Below are 19648 nucleotides of genomic sequence, written 5' to 3' on the forward strand. Positions count from 1 at the left end.
GATTGAGGTAAGTTATTTTTTTATTTTCTAAAGAGTGAAGGGGTTATTATGAAGTTATTGGAAGAACGTATTCTTAAAGATGGTGATGTTTTAGGTGAGAACATTTTAAAGGTTGATTCCTTTTTGACTCATCAGGTAGATTTTGAGTTAATGCAGGAAATAGGTAAAGTTTTTGCTGATAAATATAAAGAAGCCGGCATTACGAAGGTTGTTACGATTGAAGCATCTGGAATTGCGCCAGCAGTGTACGCAGCTCAAGCATTGGGCGTACCAATGATATTTGCTAAAAAAGCTAAGAACATTACTATGACTGAAGGTATCTTAACTGCTGAAGTGTATTCTTTTACAAAGCAAGTTACGAGTCAAGTTTCTATTGTGAGTCGCTTTTTATCTAACGATGATACTGTACTCATCATTGATGACTTTTTAGCAAACGGTCAAGCGGCTAAAGGATTACTTGAAATTATTGGTCAAGCTGGAGCTAAGGTTGCTGGTATCGGAATCGTTATTGAAAAATCTTTCCAAGATGGGCGTGATTTGTTAGAAAAAACAGGTGTTCCAGTTACTTCTCTTGCTCGTATTAAGGCGTTTGAAAATGGTCGAGTTGTTTTTGCGGAGGCTGATGCTTAATGAAATTTAATGAGCAAAGTAATTCGCAAGCAGCACTTCTAGGCTTGCAACACCTGTTAGCTATGTATGCAGGATCCATTCTTGTACCTATCATGATTGCTAGTGCTCTTGGTTATAATGCTAAGCAACTAACTTATCTTATTGCGACAGATATTTTTATGTGTGGGATTGCCACCTTATTACAATTACGATTAAGTAAGCACTTTGGAGTGGGCCTTCCAGTTGTATTAGGGTGTGCCTTTCAGTCTGTAGCTCCTTTATCAATTATTGGTGCACAACAAGGTTCTGGCTATATGTTTGGAGCTTTAATTGCTTCAGGAATATATGTCGTTTTAGTTGCTGGCATTTTTTCTAAAGTTGCAAATTTCTTTCCTCCAATTGTAACAGGATCAGTTATTACTACAATTGGTTTGACATTAATACCAGTTGCGATGGGAAATATGGGTGATAATGCAAAAGAACCAAGCTTACAATCTTTAACTTTATCACTAGTAACGATTGGTGTTGTTTTATTAATTAATATTTTCGCAAAAGGCTTTTTGAAGTCAATTTCAATCCTTATTGGACTCATTTCAGGTACAATTCTTGCAGCATTTATGGGCTTAGTTGATGCTTCTGTGGTAGCAGAAGCACCACTTGTACATATTCCGAAGCCATTTTATTTTGGAGCTCCTAGATTTGAATTTACTTCTATTTTAATGATGTGTATTATTGCAACAGTTTCTATGGTAGAATCAACAGGTGTTTACCTTGCGCTTTCAGATATTACAAACGATAAATTAGACAGTAAGAGACTTCGTAATGGTTACCGTTCAGAAGGATTGGCAGTATTACTTGGCGGCTTATTTAATACCTTTCCATATACCGGTTTTTCTCAAAATGTAGGATTGGTACAGATATCTGGGATACGTACGCGTAAGCCGATATATTTTACAGCTCTCTTCTTAGTTATACTTGGCTTGTTACCTAAATTTGGCGCAATGGCTCAAATGATTCCAAGTCCAGTTCTTGGTGGTGCTATGTTAGTTTTATTTGGTATGGTAGCACTTCAAGGGATGAAAATGCTTAATCAGGTTGATTTTGAGCATAATGAGCATAACTTTATCATTGCAGCCGTATCAATTGCAGCAGGAGTAGGTTTTAATGGAACAAATCTCTTCATTAGTCTTCCTAATACTTTACAAATGTTTTTGACAAATGGTATTGTTATCTCAACCCTGACAGCTGTTGTTTTAAATATCATTTTGAATGGATTGCCTAAAAAATTAATATGATACTTTCCTTTATTTATCAAAAAAGTTAATTTTTAGTTATTGATTTCAAGATGATAATAGAAAAGAAAAACTGAGTAATTTATTACTCAGTTTTTCTTTTATTCATGGTGAGAAGTTTTTGTTTTATTTAACCAAGCATAGGCTAGGCCGATGAAAACGCCCCCTCCTATCCAGTTACCAAAGAATACAAGTGTCCATTGGCGGATAACGTTTAGAAGAGTAAAACCTTTAATATGTTCGATATGGCTAAAAGCAGCTAACATAAAGGATGCAAAATTAGCAATTAAGTGTTCGTTTGATAGAAAAACAAACATAAAAATAGCAGATAAAATAACCGTCATTTTTGCCGATTCTTCTTTTAATAACATGTAAGCAAGGATAGCTAAATTCACAAACATATTAGCAATAATACCTTCTAGGAAAGCTCCTGAACTAGGTTTTCTTAACTTTTTAGCAACGACATGCCCTAAAAAGCTATCATTTGTTAAATGCTGAAATGAGTACGATTGATTAAACAACCAAGCTAATATGCAAGCACCAACGAGGTTGAAAAAAGTACAATAAATTAAAATTGTCATGGCTTTTTTCCAAGAGATATTTTTATTATAGGCTCCTGCAGTGAGATAAAGCATATTAGATGTCGCCAATTCACCATTAAATATTAAAACATAAATAAGTCCAAAACTAAAGATGAAAGCAAATACAAAACCTGATAGAGCAGGAGAAATTTTACCAATAGTATCAGCTGCGACGATACCAGCAGCAGTACTCATTGTCAAATAAGCCCCTGCTAGCATTGACCTCAAGGCGTAGCGTCCTAAACTCTCTTTGTAAAGCGCTTCCTTTTTGGCGCAATTGTAAGCAATTTTTTCTTGAAAAAGTGACATAGTATATTCCTTTTATGTGATTTTATTAACTTGATTAAATATTAAAAAGGAGGATCTTGATATCTTTTTAAGGTATCAGATCCTCAAAAGCGAGGAGATTAATGTTCAGAGGCACCAGAAGTGGCATCTGTGGCTTGATCCACGGGAGCATCCCCTGTGCTAGTTGAAGCGCTAGAAGTAGCGTCAACTGCTGAAGCTCCAGGAGCAGCAGTAGTTCCACCGACCAAACGTTGTCCAGTAGTTTGGAGGTACCAATCTAACCACGGTTTAAAGTTAAAGATAATTTCATTAATACCAGCATAAGATCCGTCTGGGTAGTACATAGCTTGATAGTTGTGAGTATTGATAACTTCTGGAGGTGTACCAGGAACGACTGTACGTACATATTCTTGATTTCCATTACGAAGAGTACCGATAACCCATTCAACATTTTTCATTCGTGCCGGTGGTAAACTACCATGAACTGTAGCCATACGGTTTCCTACTTGTTCACGAACACGTTTTCCTAACATTGTATCTGGATCTGGATGATTATTATTGTAATATAGAAATTGATTATTATCATCTGCATATGTTAGCTCAAATGGCATAGCATTTAAAAACATATTAAGTTGGTTAACAGTAAGTAAACCATTGTCTAGTTTAACGTAAGCATCCCCTTCAACGGCGTTAACTTTCTCAGCTGCCTTGTCTAACCAATCAGGATCATCTGGATCGATACCAGTAATGGTTGTATCGATTTGTCCCTGACAGTAGAGGTCTTCAGATTCAATAGCTTTAGGTTTTCTCAATGATGATACAACTCCTACATATTTGATAAAATTATCAAGACAAGTTTCTAAAAATTGAACAGTCCCAGGATTGATAATATTTCCATTATCGTCAAAGGCTTCTTTAGCTTTTCCTAATAAGAATTCATTTCCTGGAAGTGTGTAAGCATTAACGCCAGGAGCATCAAGGATTTTACGAAGGTGTATTTGAGCACGTGATGTGCCTTGATCATAATATGAAGCACCGACAATCATAACAGGTTTATTTTCGAGTGGATGCACAGCAAATGAGAGCCACTCAAGCACACTTTTAAGAGCGGCCGTAATAGTATGATTATGTTCAGGAGTGGCAATAATAACGCCATCAGCTCGTGTGATCTTATTATTAAGAAGACGAAGTTGGAAACTTTCTTCCCAATTTTGGTCTTGATTAAACATTGGAATATCATCGATTTCAAGGACTTCCAATTCAAATTTGGTTTTAAAATTCTTGCGAATAAATTCAAGCAACATACGATTATATGATTGCTCTGCATTTGAGCCAACAATACCTACAAATTTCATCTTAGTTATTCCCTTCTATACTCTTATAAACTTTCCCAGTCAAAATTTTCTGCTTCTTTTTGAAGTAAATCACGAGCATTTGATAATTTACCAGTAATCTTAACAAAAAGACGAAAATCATCAAAGATAGCATCTAGCTTCTGACTTGTTTCGATATCGTGTAGGTTGCCATCTTTATCAAAGGCTTGGAGAGAGTGTGATAACAAGAATTCGTCAGGTAAAACACTTGCTTTTAGTTCAGGAGCGTTAAGTATTTGACGTAATTGTAATTGTGCACGTGATGATCCAAGTGTTCCATATGAAGCACCAGTAATCATAACGGGTTTGTTGAGAAGTGGGTAAATACCATATGATAGCCAAGCTAAAACACTCATCAAGGCCGAAGGTATAGAATGATCATATTCTGGCGTACCAATAATAACACCATCAGCTTCTTCAATTTTAGCAGCAATATCCAAAATTACTTGGGGAACATTTTTATCAGCAGGTTTATTAAATAACGGAAGGTCTTTAACTTCGATGAGTTCAATTTCTGCTTTGTCAGCAAAGTGTTGTTGCATGTATTGTAATAATTGACGATTTGTTGATTTATTTGAGTTAGTTCCAACGATGCCAATAAGTTTCATATTAGAAATCCTCTTTCTTAATGATAAAATAGTTGAAAATGATGTTTTAAGCCATCAGATAAATAGATACGGTCATCTTTAGTGATGATAATGCCTTCAATGTAGGAAACAGCGTTTAAAATATCAAGAGCCTCTTTAATGGATAAGCCAAACAACCTTGTGGTCCAGATTTCACAGTCGACGGATTGTTTAGAAACAATAGAAATGCTAGCCATCTCTGTTTGTATCGGATAACCAGTCTGTCGATCAAAAATATGATGGTATTCCTTATCGTCAATAATCAGACGGCGTTCATAAGTACCTGAGGTTACAACAGATTGGTTTTTAATTTTGACAGCTCCAATATTTTGTCCCCGTTTCTTTTTCGGATGTTGAATGCCGATAACCCAATACCCTTCTGAACGATTAGGATTATCTCCGTGAACTAAAACGTTTCCGCCTAAATTAATGATAGCAGAATCAATCATCTCATTTTTGAGATAGGTCATAATTTTGTCAGCAATATATCCTTTTGCAAGTGCACCCAAATCAATTTTCATTCCTATCTGATTTAAAAAAACAGATTGATTTTTTGAATCTAGAAGTATATGAGTTGGGTCAGATAAAATCATAGCTTCTGATATTTCACTAGGGCTAGGTAGTTTAGCATCTGAAAATCCAATTCTCCAAGTTTGCACTAAAGGACCAATAGCAATATTTAGGTTACTAGGCCTAGCTAAGCTGTGTTCTTTCCCAATTGTGATTAATTCAAAGAGGTCTGGATGTACTTGAATAGGCTTGATACCAGCGTTGTTATTTATAGCCATTAACTCTGAATTAAAGTCATTTGCACTAAAGCGATTTTTGTAGAGCTCCAAGAGTTCTATGACCTCTTGGATTTGTTTTTGAGCATTTTTAGAATTAATTTGAATATCGATAGTCGTTCCCATGAGTCTTAAACTATGAGAAAGTTGCAAATTTTCCACCTCCAAAGCAATATATTCTAATGATACCGTTTTCTAACTTGAAAATCAACACTTATTTTCAAATATTTTCAATTTGTCAAGAAATATGCTTACAAAGACTATCAAAAGAGGTTACCTGGGTAACCTCTTTTACTATTTCTTATTTTTTCTTAAGTTCACCTTGAGGATAGTAGGTTCCTTCAGGCATATCGTTGATAAAAACATGGATATTTTCTTTAGGTGCTTTTGCAATGCGTGATACTACTTCAGTAACCTCGCGAGCTAATTCATTTTTTTGTTCTTGTGAGCGTCCCTCAAACAAGTCAATTTTTACAAATGGCATAATGTTACTCCTTTATGTTATTGGGCATCATTGTAACATAATGTTGTGAAAAAGTACACACTGTTTTCAATGGCTGGGAAAACTTCAGCCTTTGTGGTAAAATAGGTAGAATACTATAGAAAGTAGGATTTTCCGCTTTGGCTCAACTCTATTATAAATATGGGACAATGAATTCTGGTAAAACCATTGAAATTTTAAAAGTTGCTCATAACTATGAAGAACAAGGAAAACCTGTGGTTATTATGACAAGCGCCTTGGACACTCGAGATGAATTTGGAGTCGTTTCAAGTCGTATTGGAATGCGCCGTGAAGCAGTTCCAATTTCAGATGATATGGACATTTTCTCCTATATTCAGAATTTACCACAAAAGCCTTATTGTGTTTTAATTGATGAATGTCAATTTTTGAGTAAGAAAAACGTCTACGATTTAGCTAGAGTAGTAGATGACTTAGATGTACCAGTCATGGCTTTTGGTTTGAAAAATGATTTCCAAAACAATCTTTTTGAAGGTTCAAAACATTTGCTATTATTGGCCGATAAGATTGATGAAATCAAAACAATTTGCCAATACTGTAGTAAGAAAGCAACCATGGTTTTAAGGACAGAAAACGGAAAACCTGTCTATGAAGGTGATCAGATACAAATTGGTGGTAATGAAACATATATCCCAGTTTGTCGAAAACATTATTTTAATCCAGATATTTAAAAGATAATCGGTTTTAAAGGAGATACAAAGAAAAATGAATATTTATGATCAATTGCAGGCAGTTGAAGATCGTTATGAAGAGTTAGGTGAGTTACTTAGTGATCCAGATGTTGTTTCAGATACAAAGCGATTTATGGAATTATCACGTGAAGAAGCTAATACTCGAGAAACTGTCACAGCTTATAGAGAATATAAGCAAGTCATTCAAAATATTTCAGATGCTGAAGAAATGATCAAGGATGCTTCTGGTGATGCTGAATTGGAAGAAATGGCTAAAGAAGAACTTAAAGAATCAAAAGCAGCTAAAGAAGAGTATGAAGAAAGATTAAAAATCCTTCTATTACCTAAAGATCCTAACGATGATAAAAACATTATTTTAGAAATTCGTGGTGCTGCTGGTGGCGATGAAGCAGCGCTTTTTGCTGGTGATCTTTTAACAATGTATCAAAAATATGCTGAAACTCAAGGATGGCGTTTTGAAGTTATGGAATCATCCGTTAATGGTGTTGGTGGTATTAAAGAAGTGGTTGCTATGGTTTCTGGTCAGTCAGTTTATTCTAAGCTTAAATATGAATCAGGAGCTCATCGTGTTCAACGTGTTCCGGTGACAGAGAGTCAGGGTCGTGTTCATACTTCAACTGCAACTGTTTTGGTAATGCCAGAAGTTGAAGAAGTAGAATACGAAATTGATCAAAAAGATCTTCGCGTCGATATTTACCACGCGTCTGGTGCTGGTGGTCAGAACGTCAATAAAGTTGCTACTGCAGTTCGTATGGTACACATTCCTACAGGAATCAAAGTTGAAATGCAAGAAGAGCGTACTCAGCAAAAAAACCGTGATAAAGCGATGAAAATCATTCGTGCTCGTGTTGCTGACCATTTTGCGCAAATTGCTCAAGATGAACAAGATGCTGAACGTAAATCAACAGTTGGTACTGGTGATCGTTCAGAACGTATTCGCACTTATAATTTCCCACAAAATCGTGTAACAGATCATCGTATTGGTTTGACACTTCAAAAATTAGATACTATTTTATCTGGAAAAATGGATGAAGTTATTGATGCACTTGTTATGTATGATCAGACTCAAAAGTTAGAAGCCTTAAATAAATAATGAATTATGCGCAGTTAATCAAGCATTACGGACAGTTATTAGAAGCTTGTGGTGAAGAAGTCGAAAATTTTATTTATGTATTAAAAGACCTAAAACAATGGTCAACAACTGATTACCTTTTAAATCAAAATAGTAGTGTGAGTGATACTGATCAGCAATTAATGGAAAATATTTTTCAACAGCTTAAAAAACATAGATCACCGCAGTATATTACAGGTAAAGCTTACTTTAGAGACCTTATTTTCTTTGTTGATGAACGAGTTTTAATTCCAAGGCCTGAGACAGAGGAGTTGGTTGATCTAATCTTATCAGAGAATAAAGTAGAAGATTGTTCTGTTTTAGATATTGGTACAGGTAGTGGAGCAATTGCCATTTCTCTAAAAAAAGAACGCCCCTCTTGGGATGTTCTAGCTAGTGACATTTCTGTATCTGCATTAGACTTGGCAAAGGAAAATGCTAATAATTGTGATGCGGAAGTGACTTTTATAGAATCAGATGTCTTTAGTAACATTTCAGGTAAATTTGATATTATTGTGTCTAATCCTCCCTATATTTCTTACAATGACAAAGACGAGGTGGGGAAGAATGTGCTAGCTTCAGAGCCTCATAGTGCCCTTTTTGCAGACGAAGAAGGATTAGCTATTTATCGTAAAATCATTGAAAACTCAAGAGAATATTTGCAACCTAGAGGTAAATTATATTTTGAAATAGGTTACAAACAAGGTGATGATTTACGAAGTTTATTGAAAAGATATTTTCCAAACAATCGTTGCAGAGTTTTGAAAGATATATTTGGTAAAGATAGAATGGTGGTATTAGATAATGAATGATTTGGGACAGATTTTAGAGGATCATGGCGCAGTTATTATGCCAACAGAAACGGTCTACGGAATCTTTGCCAAAGCTTTGAGTGAAGAAGCTGTGAACCACGTCTATGAGCTTAAAAAAAGGCCTCGTGATAAGGCTATGAACTTAAATATATGTGATTTTGAGACTATTTTAAAATATTCTAAAAATCAACCGACCTATTTAAAGCAATTGTACGATGCTTTTTTACCAGGACCGCTAACCATTATTTTGGAAGCTTCACAAGAAGTTCCGCATTGGATCAATTCTGGGTTATTAAGCGTAGGATTTCGGATGCCTAAACACCCTGTAACCCTTGATATGATTGCTAACCATGGTCCACTGATTGGTCCTTCTGCTAATATTTCTGGATGTGATAGTGGTCGTGTGTTCTCAGAAATTCAAAAACAGTTTAATCATCAAGTTTTAGGTATTGAAGATGATAAAGCATTGACAGGTGTGGATTCTACTATTATTGATTTGTCTGGTGATAGAGTTAAGATTTTAAGGCAAGGTGCAATCACGCAAGAGGTACTAACGGCTACGATACCTGAATTAATTTTTGAAAATTAATTTAATCATCTTGCAACTAATAGTAAAAATGTGATAAATATAATGATTGAAACCATTATTTAAAAGTTATAACGAGCTTAAGGAGTAAAAAATGATTTTTGATAAAGACAATTTTAAAGAATTTGACCAAGAACTTTGGCAGGCTATTCATGATGAGGAAATTCGCCAACAAAATAATATTGAATTAATTGCATCAGAAAACGTTGTTTCAAAAGCTGTTATGGCAGCACAAGGTTCTGTTTTGACAAATAAATATGCCGAAGGGTATCCTAGTCATCGTTATTATGGAGGAACAGATTGTGTTGATGTAGTTGAAAGTTTAGCTATAGAACGAGCTAAGACGTTATTTAATGCTGAGTTTGCTAATGTTCAACCACATTCTGGTAGTCAGGCTAATGCAGCAGCTTACATGGCTTTAATCGAGCCGGGAGATACTGTCTTAGGGATGGACTTAGCAGCAGGTGGGCACTTAACACATGGCGCTTCAGTTAGCTTCTCAGGAAAAACTTATCATTTTGTTTCTTACTCTGTTGATCCTAAGACGGAGATGCTAGACTATGATAACATTTTGAAAATAGCACAGGAAACGCAGCCTAAATTAATTGTTGCAGGGGCGTCGGCTTATTCTCGCATTATTGATTTTGAAAAATTTCGTCAAATAGCAGACGCAGTAGATGCTTACTTAATGGTTGATATGGCTCACATTGCAGGTTTAGTTGCTTCTGGTCATCACCCTAGTCCTATTCCTTATGCTCATGTAACGACAACGACAACACATAAGACTCTACGTGGACCTAGAGGTGGTTTGATTTTAACCAATGATGAAGCAATTGCTAAAAAAATTAATTCTGCAGTCTTTCCAGGACTCCAAGGTGGACCATTAGAACATGTAATTGCTGCAAAAGCTGTAGCTTTGAAAGAAGCCCTAGATCCTTCCTTTAAAATATACGGTGAGGATATTATTAAAAATGCTCAAGCCATGGCTAAAGTTTTTAAAGAAGATGATGACTTTCATTTGATTTCTGATGGTACTGATAATCATTTGTTCTTAGTAGACGTCACAAAAGTTATTGAGAATGGCAAAAAGGCACAAAATGTTCTTGAAGAAGTCAATATCACCCTTAACAAGAACTCTATACCGTTTGAGCGACTATCACCATTTAAAACATCAGGTATTCGAATTGGTACTCCAGCAATTACTAGTCGAGGAATGGGAGTTGAAGAATCTCGAAGAATCGCTGAATTAATGATTAAGGCACTCAAAAATCATGAAAATCAAGATGTCCTCACAGAAGTTCGTCAAGAAATTAAATCATTAACGGACGCTTTCCCTTTGTATGAGAATTAATGTTATGATGGATTTTTATATCAAACAGATTATTATACATCAGTTTTCTCCTAACGACACAGAGTTAGTGCTATCAGATACTCCGTTAACCCTAACTCCAAGGATTGATGACTACTTTCGTAAAAAATTAAGTAAAGTTTTTTCTGATGAAGCTAAGCGTGGCTATTTTGGAGAGGATAATGTATTTATGAGTCATTTACAAGATGATTTATATGTTTCTTCCTGTCAAATTGCGCAACTTTGGAAAGAAGAGTTTGTCATATCGGAAGATCAAAAAACGAATGACTTAGTTTTTATTCAATTTGACAAGGATGGAATGGAACATTTTGCTTTCCTTCGAATCTCATTAAAGGAACAATTTGCTCATGTTTCTGAAAATCAAGAGCAGCCAATTACAATAACACAGAATAACCTTCCAAGTGCTGCTCAAACTCCAGATGAAGCTTTGGTTGTTAACAAGTCATCAAAGCAATACTATTTAATTGAAAAGCGTATCAAACACAATGGTTCATTTGCTAATTATTTTTCTGAAAATTTATTACAAGTACAACCAGAACAGTCTGTTAAAAAATCTATAAAAATGGTTGAACAGACAGCTCAAAAAATTGCTGAAAATTTCAACAAAGATGATTTTTCTTTCCAATCAAAAATGAAATCGGCTATTTATAAGAATTTAGAAGAAGAGCAAGAATTGTCTCCAGAAAAATTAGCAGATCAATTATTTGATGATAATTTAACAGCCAGGCTGACTTTTGTTGATGAATTGAAAGACGCAATACCTGGATCTGTTCAAGTAAGTGATATTGATCATTCCCGTCAAATTAAGAAGTTAGAGAATCAGAAGCTATCTCTTTCAAATGGTATTGAATTGATTGTACCCAACAATGTCTACCAAGATGCCGAATCAGTTGAATTTATCCAAAACCCTGATGGTACATACTCAATACTAATCAAAAACATACAGGATATTCAAAATAAATAATATGTTTAAATTTTTAAAACGTTTGATAGCATTAATTATTATTATTTTCATTGGGTACCGTCTAGTTATCATCCATGAAAATGTTAAAAAAGTGCTTCAATATCATGATTTAGTGCAGAATACTCTTGCAGAGAATGGTTCAGAGGCTAATGTGTACTTAGTATTATCTATGATTTATACTGAAACTAAGGGAGATGCTATAGATGTGATGCAATCAAGTGAAAGTATCAGTGGAACTACGAACAGTATTACGGATAGTCACACCAGTATTAAACATGGCGTCACTCTGTTGTCACAAAATATAAGTCAAGCTAAAAAAGCTAAGGTTGATGTATGGACTGCTGTCCAAGCATATAATTTTGGTTCTTCTTATATTGATTATGTAGCGGATCATGGGGGTGAAAATTCCATTGAGTTGGCCAAAAATTACTCTAAAAATGTTGTAGCTCCCAGCCTAGGAAATTATAACGGGGACACTTACTTTTACTATCATCCTCTCGCCTTAATTTCAGGAGGGAAGCTCTATAAAAATGGTGGTAATATTTACTACTCACGTGAAGTTCAATTCAACCTTTATTTGATAAAAATAATGGAGTTGTTTTAAGAAGGGTAAGTATGAAAAGACTAACTTATTATTTTAAGGGGTATATCAAAGAAACTATCTTTGGACCCCTTTTCAAATTATTAGAAGCCTCTTTTGAACTTTTGGTACCAATCGTTATTGCAAAAATGATTGACGAGACCATTCCACGAGGGGATAGAAGTAGTTTACTGTTGCAAATTGGATTGATTTTCTTTTTGGCTGCGGTGGGTGTTGTAGTAGCGATAACTGCTCAATATTATTCTTCAAAAGCCGCAGTTGGTTATACGAGACAATTGACAGAGGATCTCTATCAAAAAGTCATGTCACTGGGTAAAAAAGACAGAGATGAATTGGGAACTGCTAGTTTGATTACTCGTTTGACTGCTGATACATTTCAAATCCAAACTGGTTTAAATCAATTTTTACGTTTATTTTTGAGGGCTCCGATTATTGTTTTTGGTGCCATAATTATGGCTTTTTCCATTAGTCCCTCATTGACTATTTGGTTCTTGATAATGGTTGTCACGTTATTTATCATTGTTTTTGTAATGTCTCGACTATTAAATCCTATTTACCTTAAAATCAGAACTTTAACCGATTATTTGGTAAAGTTGACTAGGCAACAACTTCAAGGTGTACGAGTTATCCGTGCCTTTAATCAAGTAGATAGAGAGAGTGAAGCATTTAATGATATCAATTATCACTATACGAATTTACAATTAAAAGCAGGTAGGCTTTCTAGTTTAGTAACGCCTCTAACATTTCTAGTTGTTAATATCATTTTGGTTGTGATTATTTGGCGTGGTAATTTAAATATAGCTAATCATCTTTTATCACAAGGAATGTTGGTTGCTTTAATTAATTACTTATTGCAAATTCTTGTTGAATTGTTAAAAATGACAATGTTGGTGACATCACTGAACCAAAGTTATATCAGTGCTAAGCGAATTATAGCCGTTTTTGAAAGACCGTCTGAAATAATTGATGACAAACTTGAGCCAAAATATTCGAATAAGGCTTTAGAAGTGCAAGAAATGGCATTTTCTTATCCAAACTCCTCTGAAAAAGCTTTATCTGATATTACTTTTTCTATGAATGTAGGAGAAACTTTAGGGATAATTGGTGGAACTGGCTCTGGGAAATCAACCTTGGTTAATTTACTGCTTCATATTTATAAAGTGCAAGAAGGGGATATTGATATATATCATCAGGGAAAAAGTCCAGATACAATTTCAAATTGGCGTAGCCTGGTAAGAGTTGTTCCTCAAAATGCTCAGTTGTTTAAAGGAACTATTCGTTCTAACCTTTCTTTGGGACTTGGTAAAGTTAGTGAGGAAAAACTTTGGACTGCTTTAGAAATAGCACAAGCTAGTGATTTTGTAAAAGAAAAAGATGGTCAACTTGATGCCCCTGTAGAGAGTTTTGGTAGGAATTTCTCTGGTGGTCAAAGGCAAAGGTTGACGATTGCAAGAGCTTTAGTTCAAGATAAGATTCCATTTTTGATTTTAGACGATGCAACATCTGCATTGGATTATTTAACAGAAGCTCGTTTATTTAAAGCTATAATTAAACATTTCAACCAAACTAATCTTATTATTGTATCACAGAGAATTAATAGTATACAAAATGCAGATAGAATCTTACTTCTTGATAAGGGCAAACAAGTTGGTTTTGATAATCATCAATCTTTATTAGCTCATAACAAAGTTTATAAGTCCATTTACCATTCACAAAATTTTAAGGAGGAGGAGTAAATGAAAGCAAGTCATCCTAAAAAGATACAAAAAAAGCTTGTTCAAGATCTTCTTTCTAAAAAAAGCTTAGTAGGAATGGCATTATTAGGGACGGTAGTACAAGTTTGCCTCACTGTTTATTTGCCTGTTCTAATTGGACAGGCGGTAGACGTTGTATTATCGCCTCATTCTATGATATTATTGTTACCTATAATGTGGAAGATGGTTGCAGTTATTTTAGCAAATACTATTATTCAATGGATTAATCCTCTGCTCTATAACCGCTTAATTTTTCATTATGTTGCTTCTTTAAGAAAGGCTGTAATGGAAAAGTTGAATCTATTACCTATAGCTTACCTTGATAAACGTGGCATAGGTGACTTGATTAGTCGTGTGACTACCGATACGGAGCAATTATCAAATGGTTTATTAATGGTTTTTAACCAGTTCTTTGTTGGTTTATTAACTATTCTAGTTACTATTTTTAGTATGGCAAAGATTGATTTATTAATGCTTTTTTTGGTATTATTTCTGACGCCTTTATCACTCTTTCTAGCCCGCTTTATTGCTAAAAAGAGTTATCACTTATATCAAAATCAAACGGCATCACGAGGACGACAAACTCAATTCATTGAAGAGATGGTGAGTCAAGAAAGCCTTATTCAAGCATTCAGTGCGCAAGAAGAAAGTAGTGATCATTTTAGGACTATTAATCAAGAGTATGCTAACTTTTCTCAATCAGCAATTTTTTATTCTTCAACTGTCAATCCATCAACCCGATTTATCAATAGTTTGATTTATGGCTTCTTAGCAGGGATTGGTGCCCTTCGTATTATGTCAGGTGCTTTTAGTGTTGGTCAATTAATCACTTTCTTAAATTATGTCAATCAATATACTAAGCCATTTAATGACATCTCTTCCGTCCTGTCTGAGATGCAAAGTGCTCTGGCTTGTGCAGAACGCCTTTACTCTATTTTAGAAGAATCGTCACCAAATATAACAGGTACAGAAAAACTTGATTCATCAACGGTCAAAGGTCAAATCGATTTTAAAAACGTTATTTTTGGTTATAATAAATCAAAACCACTATTGAATGGTATTAATTTACACATTCCAGCAGGAGCTAAGGTCGCTATTGTAGGACCAACAGGTGCTGGGAAGTCTACTTTAATCAATTTATTAATGCGTTTCTATGAAGTTGACGGGGGAAATATCCTTTTAGATGGTAAGCCTATTACTGATTATGAGCCATCACAATTAAGGCAAGAAATTGGAATGGTATTACAAGAAACGTGGTTAAAAAGTGCTACGATTCACGATAACATTGCATATGCCAATCCTAAAGCTAGCCGTGACGAAGTGATAGAGGCTGCAAAAGCAGCTAATGCAGATTTCTTTATCAAACAATTACCGAATGGATATGATACGTATTTAGAAGATGCTGGAGACTCGTTATCACAGGGGCAGTGTCAGCTATTGACAATTGCTCGTATTTTTCTTAAATTACCTAGAATATTGATATTAGATGAGGCAACATCGTCTATAGATACTCGTACTGAAGTTCTTGTTCAAGAAGCATTCCAAATGTTGATGAAGGGGAGAACAAGCTTTATTATTGCACATCGCTTATCTACCATTCAAACAGCAGATATTATTTTAGTTATGGTATCTGGTGAAATTGTAGAAGTGGGTAACCACTCTGAATTAATGGCTCAAAAAGGTATTTATTATCAAATGCAAAATGCACAAAAGTAGTAAGAGGAGTTATATGAAAAAAAGGCTTCAACTATTATTACTGATATTTATTTCTGCAGTTTCATGGTTTATCAGTAACCAACTAGCAACTAAGAATACGGTATTATCTGTTTTAATAGGTTTAGTTGCAGTTATTGGGATAACGTGGTTAATTGTAAGTCTGCTCTATTATTTGATCGTGAAGTTAATTGCAGTTATATTTCATGATTGAAATCGTTAGATAGATATAAAAAAAGCTAGGAGTAAGTTCCTAGCTTTTTTTATTAATTTACAAATGTTGTAATCTCTTTTTCAATATTGGCGATTTTTGTTTCTGCATCTGCTAAATCATTACCGACCGTGGCAATATAGAACTTGATTTTTGGTTCAGTTCCTGAAGGGCGAACTGCAATCCATGAATCATCAGCTAACGTGTACTTCAAAACATTACTTGGAGGAGTTGTTAAGTTAGATATTGTTCCATCATTTTTAGTAGCGGTTTGTTTTTGGAAATCTTCTAATAATACAATATCAGTATTGTTAAATTGTTTTGGACCATTTTCACGGAATTTGTCCATAATCTTCTTAATTTCAGCAGCTCCATCCACTCCTGAAAGTGTTACTGAAATCGTTTTTTCAGCAAAATAACCATATTCTTTGTAAATTTCATCAATACCATCTGCAAGTGTTAAACCACGCGAACGGTAATAAGCTGCAATCTCAGCAACCAAAAGAACTGCTTGAATAGCGTCTTTATCACGGACAAATGGTTTAATAAGATATCCGAAGCTTTCTTCAAAACCAAACATATAGGTGTGGTTATGTTTTTCTTCAAACTCTTGAATTTTCTCAGCGATGAATTTAAATCCAGTTAAAACGTTAAACATTGTAGCGCCATAACTTTCGGCAATTTTTGTTACTAATTCTGTTGATACGATTGATTTAGCGAGAGCAGCATTTTCTGGAAGTGTTCCTGCTGTTTTATGAGCTTCCAGGATGTATTTCGCAATAATCGCTCCAATTTGATTTCCAGAAAGGTTTTTATAAGAACCATCTGGTTGGCGAATTTCAACGCCTAGGCGGTCTGCATCAGGATCAGTAGCTACTAAGACATCTGCATCAACTTCTCGTCCGAGTTCTTCAGCAAGAGCAAAGGCAGCTTGGCTTTCAGGGTTAGGAGATTTGACAGTAGAAAAGTCTGGATCTGCCTTAGCTTGTGATTCTACTACAACAACAGATTCAAAACCGGCTTGAGCAAGGGCACGGCGTGTCAACATCTCACCAGTTCCGTGGAGAGGAGTATAGACAATTTTCATGTCTTTTCCAAAGTTATTGATTAAATCTTGATTGATATTAACATCTTTAACCTCTCTAAGATATTCAATATCAACATCTTCACCGATAACTTGAATAAGACCCGCTGATTTGCTTTCATCTAAATCAGCAAGTTCAACTGCAAATGGATTTTCAATAGCACGGATAAAGTCTGTTAGTGCATCAGCATCAGCTGGTGGTAGTTGACCTCCGTCTTGTCCGTAGACTTTATAACCATTGAAAGGTGCTGGATTGTGGCTTGCAGTAACCATAATACCAGCATAGGCATTTAAATGGCGAACAGCAAAAGAGAGTTCTGGTGTTGGACGAAGAGCTTCAAATACGTAAGATTTAATTCCATGCTGTGCCAAGACCTGTGCAGACTCAAAAGCAAATTCTGGAGAGAAGTGGCGTGAATCATAAGCAATGGCTACACCACGTTTTTTAGCTTCCTCTCCCTTAGTTTCGATTAATTTTGCCAATCCTTCGGTTGCTTGACGGACAACATAAATATTAATACGATTTGTACCAGCACCAATATAACCACGCATACCAGCAGTACCAAATTCTAAGTTTGTGTAAAAAGCATCTTCTTTTGTTTTTTCATCCATTGATAGTAATTCTTGACGAAGATAGTCAGGAAGCTGCTCAAAATCTAACCATTTTTGAAAATTTTCTGTGTAAGTCATTGAAATACTCCTTCAATATTTATAAACGCTTTCATTATAACATGTTTTTTTCAATATGACTATAAAATATAAGTAAGAAAAGCCAGGAAGATTTCTTCCTGGCCAGTTTTTAATGTTTAATATTGAGAATACGAGGAACAGTTAGATATACAATGATAGCTGCAATGACCATCTCAGCTAATGAATTAGATGAAATAATCCCAGCGAGCATTAGCTTGATATTCCCATTATAAGTACTTGAAAAAAAGATAAAAATTCCAGATAAAACAAATACTGTGTTTGTTAGAGAGCCTATAGCACCTGAGATAGCCAAACCAAAGCGGTCGTGTAGTAATTTGTAAACGAAATAAGGAATAATCCCGATTAGAATACGTGGTACAAGTGCAATAATTAGCGAATAAAAATTACCATTTTCAACAAAAGGTGAGAAGAGGTAACTCGTTGGTAATAGAACAATGCTGCTGTTAGCTACGCTGATCCCCCCCATTAAGGCGCCTAGAGTTGCACCAATACGAGGTCCATAGGCTATAGATGCAATAATAACTGGGATATGCATCAAAGTAGGTTTAATAGGGACTAACCAAAAACTAAAAATAAATGATGACAAAAAATGAATGACAAGCATAATAGCAAAAAAGATTGCAATTATAGCAATGTTAGAGGATTTGTTTTTCTTTTTCATTATAACTCCTTAAATTAAACTAGAAATAGTATACAAATTTACAGCCTAATTTGCAACTTCTTGTATACATTTAAGTATAGTGGAGATATCAGCCAGGGCTCCTTGACCGGTATCACCACAGGCAAGCAAACTAATACGAGGTTCAATTTCCTGATAACCTATTTTTTTCAAAATATTAATGTTACGTTGGGTGATTGTATTATGATACATCTTTGTATTCATTGCTGGTGCGATAAGTTTTGGAGTTTCATCGGGCATAGCAAGAGCAACGCTTGTTACGATGTTATCAGCGAAGCCATATGCTAGATGAGCAATAGTATTAGCAGAGGCAGGTGCAACGATAAATAAATCTGTGCGTTTTGCTAATTCGATATGGTTGATGATTTTTGGGTTATGCTCATCCATAACATCTAAATGAATAGGATTTTTTGATAATACTTGCAGAGTTAACGGTGTAATAAATTCTGTGGCAGCTTGTGTCATTATGATGTGAACATCATAGCCAATTTTAGTTAATTGACTTGTAAGGTCTGCTGCTTTATAGGCCGAAATTGAACCGGTGACGGCTAGTGTAATACGTTTAATCATATTTTTTTACCTTTTCGTAAATTAATTGAGCAATATCTTCTTTGGTGGTAGCTTTATACACATTATCATGATCAAGTAGGTAGGCTATGTGATGTTTTGAGGTAATATCAATGAGGTCATTAGCTAAAATAAACGTAGCTTTATTTTTGATTAAGCTATGACGAGCAACTTTAAAAAGATTTTCTTTAGTAACGTTCACAAGTAGTTTAAAACCTACTAGAGTAATTTGAGGATTCCATTTTTTCACAAGGCTGATAACTTTTGGTGTTTTTTTGAGAAAAAGGACTTGATATTCTGATTCAGATGATATTTTCCCTTCGTGGTTATCTTTGCGCAAAAAAGTATCTAAATCATCGCTTGATTTAACCTTTTCGAAATCAGCCATGTAGACGGGGGTATAGTCAGACACTGCCATGCTATGAATTAAAATATCATGCTCTTTCACTAATGGCTTCAAGGTTTTTATTAATGAGTCAACGTCCTCAATCTCAAATATGGATAAGTTGGTAGCAGATTCTGGTTTGACTGCATTTTTAGTAGTCACGAGTGTCACCTGATGTCCTTCTCGTAAATATTTTTCTGCAATTATTTTTCCTAAAGCTCCTGTTGCGTGATTCGTGATACTCCTAACGGTATCAATTTTCTCGGTAGTTCCACCTGATGTAATCAAAATTTTCATAGCCATATTGTACATAAAAAAATGCTTTTCGTAAATAA

Annotated in this window: 21 protein-coding genes; 12 read left to right on the plus strand and 9 right to left on the minus strand. The window is 34.9% G+C overall.

What is annotated here, in order from left to right:
* Positions 1-48 precede the first annotated feature (48 nt).
* Both HMPREF2818_RS01550 and HMPREF2818_RS01555 read left to right on the plus strand, forming a co-directional pair.
* The gene (locus tag HMPREF2818_RS01550; protein ID WP_000770389.1) at positions 49-630 is read left to right on the plus strand and encodes a xanthine phosphoribosyltransferase; all 582 of its coding nucleotides are present in this window, start codon (positions 49-51) and stop codon (positions 628-630) included.
* Positions 630-1904: a nucleobase:cation symporter-2 family protein gene (locus HMPREF2818_RS01555; protein WP_000671148.1), complete on the plus strand. Its 1275-nt coding sequence runs from the start codon at positions 630-632 to the stop codon at positions 1902-1904. Before HMPREF2818_RS01550 ends, HMPREF2818_RS01555 begins: the two co-directional genes overlap by 1 nt.
* 98 nt (positions 1905-2002) lie before the next feature.
* On the opposite strand, the gene HMPREF2818_RS01560 is transcribed toward HMPREF2818_RS01555, so the two are convergent.
* The 5 genes from HMPREF2818_RS01560 to HMPREF2818_RS01580 all read right to left on the minus strand — a co-directional run bounded on the left by HMPREF2818_RS01560 (position 2003) and on the right by HMPREF2818_RS01580 (position 6038).
* A complete protein-coding gene (locus HMPREF2818_RS01560; RefSeq protein ID WP_000051854.1) occupies positions 2003-2791 on the minus strand; it encodes a formate/nitrite transporter family protein in 789 nt (262 codons plus the stop codon).
* Positions 2792-2889: 98 nt separating this feature from the next.
* Positions 2890-4125: an NAD(P)H-dependent oxidoreductase gene (locus HMPREF2818_RS01565; RefSeq protein WP_000673640.1), complete on the minus strand. Its 1236-nt coding sequence runs from the start codon at positions 4123-4125 to the stop codon at positions 2890-2892.
* Positions 4126-4148: 23 nt separating this feature from the next.
* A complete protein-coding gene (locus tag HMPREF2818_RS01570) occupies positions 4149-4751 on the minus strand; it encodes an NADPH-dependent FMN reductase (protein ID WP_000766628.1) in 603 nt (200 codons plus the stop codon).
* Positions 4752-4768: 17 nt separating this feature from the next.
* On the minus strand, positions 4769-5707 hold the full coding sequence (locus tag HMPREF2818_RS01575) for an FAD:protein FMN transferase (protein ID WP_001177177.1): 939 nt from the start codon (positions 5705-5707) through the stop codon (positions 4769-4771).
* A gap of 148 nt (positions 5708-5855) precedes the next feature.
* Positions 5856-6038: a 4-oxalocrotonate tautomerase gene (locus HMPREF2818_RS01580; protein WP_001117229.1), complete on the minus strand. Its 183-nt coding sequence runs from the start codon at positions 6036-6038 to the stop codon at positions 5856-5858.
* Between the two features lie 137 nt (positions 6039-6175).
* Here HMPREF2818_RS01580 and HMPREF2818_RS01585 point away from each other — a divergent pair, with 137 nt between their 5' ends.
* The 10 genes from HMPREF2818_RS01585 to HMPREF2818_RS01630 all read left to right on the plus strand — a co-directional run bounded on the left by HMPREF2818_RS01585 (position 6176) and on the right by HMPREF2818_RS01630 (position 15890).
* Positions 6176-6745, plus strand: coding sequence for a thymidine kinase (locus HMPREF2818_RS01585; protein WP_000068109.1), 570 nt, complete (start codon positions 6176-6178; stop codon positions 6743-6745).
* A gap of 34 nt (positions 6746-6779) precedes the next feature.
* The gene (gene prfA, locus HMPREF2818_RS01590; RefSeq protein WP_001028826.1) at positions 6780-7859 is read left to right on the plus strand and encodes a peptide chain release factor 1; all 1080 of its coding nucleotides are present in this window, start codon (positions 6780-6782) and stop codon (positions 7857-7859) included.
* Positions 7859-8689, plus strand: a complete 831-nt coding sequence (gene prmC / locus HMPREF2818_RS01595; RefSeq protein WP_001104948.1) for a peptide chain release factor N(5)-glutamine methyltransferase — start codon at positions 7859-7861, stop codon at positions 8687-8689. Before prfA ends, prmC begins: the two co-directional genes overlap by 1 nt.
* Positions 8682-9278: an L-threonylcarbamoyladenylate synthase gene (locus HMPREF2818_RS01600; RefSeq protein ID WP_000998735.1), complete on the plus strand. Its 597-nt coding sequence runs from the start codon at positions 8682-8684 to the stop codon at positions 9276-9278. The genes prmC and HMPREF2818_RS01600 overlap by 8 nt, the downstream gene beginning before the upstream one ends.
* A gap of 91 nt (positions 9279-9369) precedes the next feature.
* A complete protein-coding gene (gene glyA, locus HMPREF2818_RS01605) occupies positions 9370-10626 on the plus strand; it encodes a serine hydroxymethyltransferase (protein WP_000575546.1) in 1257 nt (418 codons plus the stop codon).
* A gap of 4 nt (positions 10627-10630) precedes the next feature.
* Positions 10631-11608: a nucleoid-associated protein gene (locus HMPREF2818_RS01610; RefSeq protein WP_000968656.1), complete on the plus strand. Its 978-nt coding sequence runs from the start codon at positions 10631-10633 to the stop codon at positions 11606-11608.
* 1 nt (position 11609) lies between these two features.
* Positions 11610-12212: a lysozyme family protein gene (locus HMPREF2818_RS01615; protein ID WP_000472260.1), complete on the plus strand. Its 603-nt coding sequence runs from the start codon at positions 11610-11612 to the stop codon at positions 12210-12212.
* An 11-nt stretch (positions 12213-12223) separates the two neighbouring features.
* Positions 12224-13945 carry an ABC transporter ATP-binding protein gene (locus tag HMPREF2818_RS01620; RefSeq protein ID WP_000826938.1) on the plus strand — a complete coding sequence of 574 codons (1722 nt, stop codon included), beginning with the start codon at positions 12224-12226 and terminating at the stop codon, positions 13943-13945.
* Positions 13946-15679: an ABC transporter ATP-binding protein gene (locus HMPREF2818_RS01625; protein WP_000647645.1), complete on the plus strand. Its 1734-nt coding sequence runs from the start codon at positions 13946-13948 to the stop codon at positions 15677-15679.
* Between the two features lie 13 nt (positions 15680-15692).
* On the plus strand, positions 15693-15890 hold the full coding sequence (locus HMPREF2818_RS01630; RefSeq protein ID WP_000746856.1) for a hypothetical protein: 198 nt from the start codon (positions 15693-15695) through the stop codon (positions 15888-15890).
* 52 nt (positions 15891-15942) lie between these two features.
* On the opposite strand, the gene HMPREF2818_RS01635 is transcribed toward HMPREF2818_RS01630, so the two are convergent.
* The 4 genes from HMPREF2818_RS01635 to coaB form a co-directional block, all read right to left on the minus strand.
* On the minus strand, positions 15943-17661 hold the full coding sequence (locus HMPREF2818_RS01635; protein ID WP_000222544.1) for a phospho-sugar mutase: 1719 nt from the start codon (positions 17659-17661) through the stop codon (positions 15943-15945).
* Positions 17662-17770: 109 nt separating this feature from the next.
* Positions 17771-18343: an ECF transporter S component gene (locus HMPREF2818_RS01640; protein ID WP_000728785.1), complete on the minus strand. Its 573-nt coding sequence runs from the start codon at positions 18341-18343 to the stop codon at positions 17771-17773.
* 45 nt (positions 18344-18388) lie between these two features.
* On the minus strand, positions 18389-18931 hold the full coding sequence (gene coaC / locus HMPREF2818_RS01645; protein ID WP_000595815.1) for a phosphopantothenoylcysteine decarboxylase: 543 nt from the start codon (positions 18929-18931) through the stop codon (positions 18389-18391).
* Positions 18924-19610 carry a phosphopantothenate--cysteine ligase gene (coaB, locus tag HMPREF2818_RS01650; RefSeq protein ID WP_032456993.1) on the minus strand — a complete coding sequence of 229 codons (687 nt, stop codon included), beginning with the start codon at positions 19608-19610 and terminating at the stop codon, positions 18924-18926. Before coaB ends, coaC begins: the two co-directional genes overlap by 8 nt.
* Between the last annotated feature and the right edge of the window lie 38 nt (positions 19611-19648).

The organism is Streptococcus sp. HMSC076H09 (genome assembly GCF_001811765.1).
Taxonomy (GTDB): domain Bacteria; phylum Bacillota; class Bacilli; order Lactobacillales; family Streptococcaceae; genus Streptococcus; species Streptococcus agalactiae.

Excerpts from the sequence above, each read along its gene's own strand:
- glyA (WP_000575546.1), top strand. The coding sequence starts at position 9,370 with ATGATTTTTGATAAAGACAATTTTAAAGAATTTGACCAAGAACTTTGG.
- prmC (WP_001104948.1), top strand. The coding sequence starts at position 7,859 with ATGAATTATGCGCAGTTAATCAAGCATTACGGACAGTTATTAGAAGCT.
- prfA (WP_001028826.1), top strand. The coding sequence starts at position 6,780 with ATGAATATTTATGATCAATTGCAGGCAGTTGAAGATCGTTATGAAGAG.
- HMPREF2818_RS01565 (WP_000673640.1), bottom strand. The coding sequence starts at position 4,125 with ATGAAATTTGTAGGTATTGTTGGCTCAAATGCAGAGCAATCATATAAT.
- HMPREF2818_RS01625 (WP_000647645.1), top strand. The coding sequence starts at position 13,946 with ATGAAAGCAAGTCATCCTAAAAAGATACAAAAAAAGCTTGTTCAAGAT.
- HMPREF2818_RS01580 (WP_001117229.1), bottom strand. The coding sequence starts at position 6,038 with ATGCCATTTGTAAAAATTGACTTGTTTGAGGGACGCTCACAAGAACAA.
- HMPREF2818_RS01610 (WP_000968656.1), top strand. The coding sequence starts at position 10,631 with ATGATGGATTTTTATATCAAACAGATTATTATACATCAGTTTTCTCCT.
- HMPREF2818_RS01615 (WP_000472260.1), top strand. The coding sequence starts at position 11,610 with ATGTTTAAATTTTTAAAACGTTTGATAGCATTAATTATTATTATTTTC.
- HMPREF2818_RS01600 (WP_000998735.1), top strand. The coding sequence starts at position 8,682 with ATGAATGATTTGGGACAGATTTTAGAGGATCATGGCGCAGTTATTATG.
- HMPREF2818_RS01620 (WP_000826938.1), top strand. The coding sequence starts at position 12,224 with ATGAAAAGACTAACTTATTATTTTAAGGGGTATATCAAAGAAACTATC.
- HMPREF2818_RS01640 (WP_000728785.1), bottom strand. The coding sequence starts at position 18,343 with ATGAAAAAGAAAAACAAATCCTCTAACATTGCTATAATTGCAATCTTT.
- coaC (WP_000595815.1), bottom strand. The coding sequence starts at position 18,931 with ATGATTAAACGTATTACACTAGCCGTCACCGGTTCAATTTCGGCCTAT.
- HMPREF2818_RS01570 (WP_000766628.1), bottom strand. The coding sequence starts at position 4,751 with ATGAAACTTATTGGCATCGTTGGAACTAACTCAAATAAATCAACAAAT.
- HMPREF2818_RS01635 (WP_000222544.1), bottom strand. The coding sequence starts at position 17,661 with ATGACTTACACAGAAAATTTTCAAAAATGGTTAGATTTTGAGCAGCTT.
- HMPREF2818_RS01630 (WP_000746856.1), top strand. The coding sequence starts at position 15,693 with ATGAAAAAAAGGCTTCAACTATTATTACTGATATTTATTTCTGCAGTT.
- HMPREF2818_RS01560 (WP_000051854.1), bottom strand. The coding sequence starts at position 2,791 with ATGTCACTTTTTCAAGAAAAAATTGCTTACAATTGCGCCAAAAAGGAA.
- HMPREF2818_RS01550 (WP_000770389.1), top strand. The coding sequence starts at position 49 with ATGAAGTTATTGGAAGAACGTATTCTTAAAGATGGTGATGTTTTAGGT.
- coaB (WP_032456993.1), bottom strand. The coding sequence starts at position 19,610 with ATGAAAATTTTGATTACATCAGGTGGAACTACCGAGAAAATTGATACC.
- HMPREF2818_RS01555 (WP_000671148.1), top strand. The coding sequence starts at position 630 with ATGAAATTTAATGAGCAAAGTAATTCGCAAGCAGCACTTCTAGGCTTG.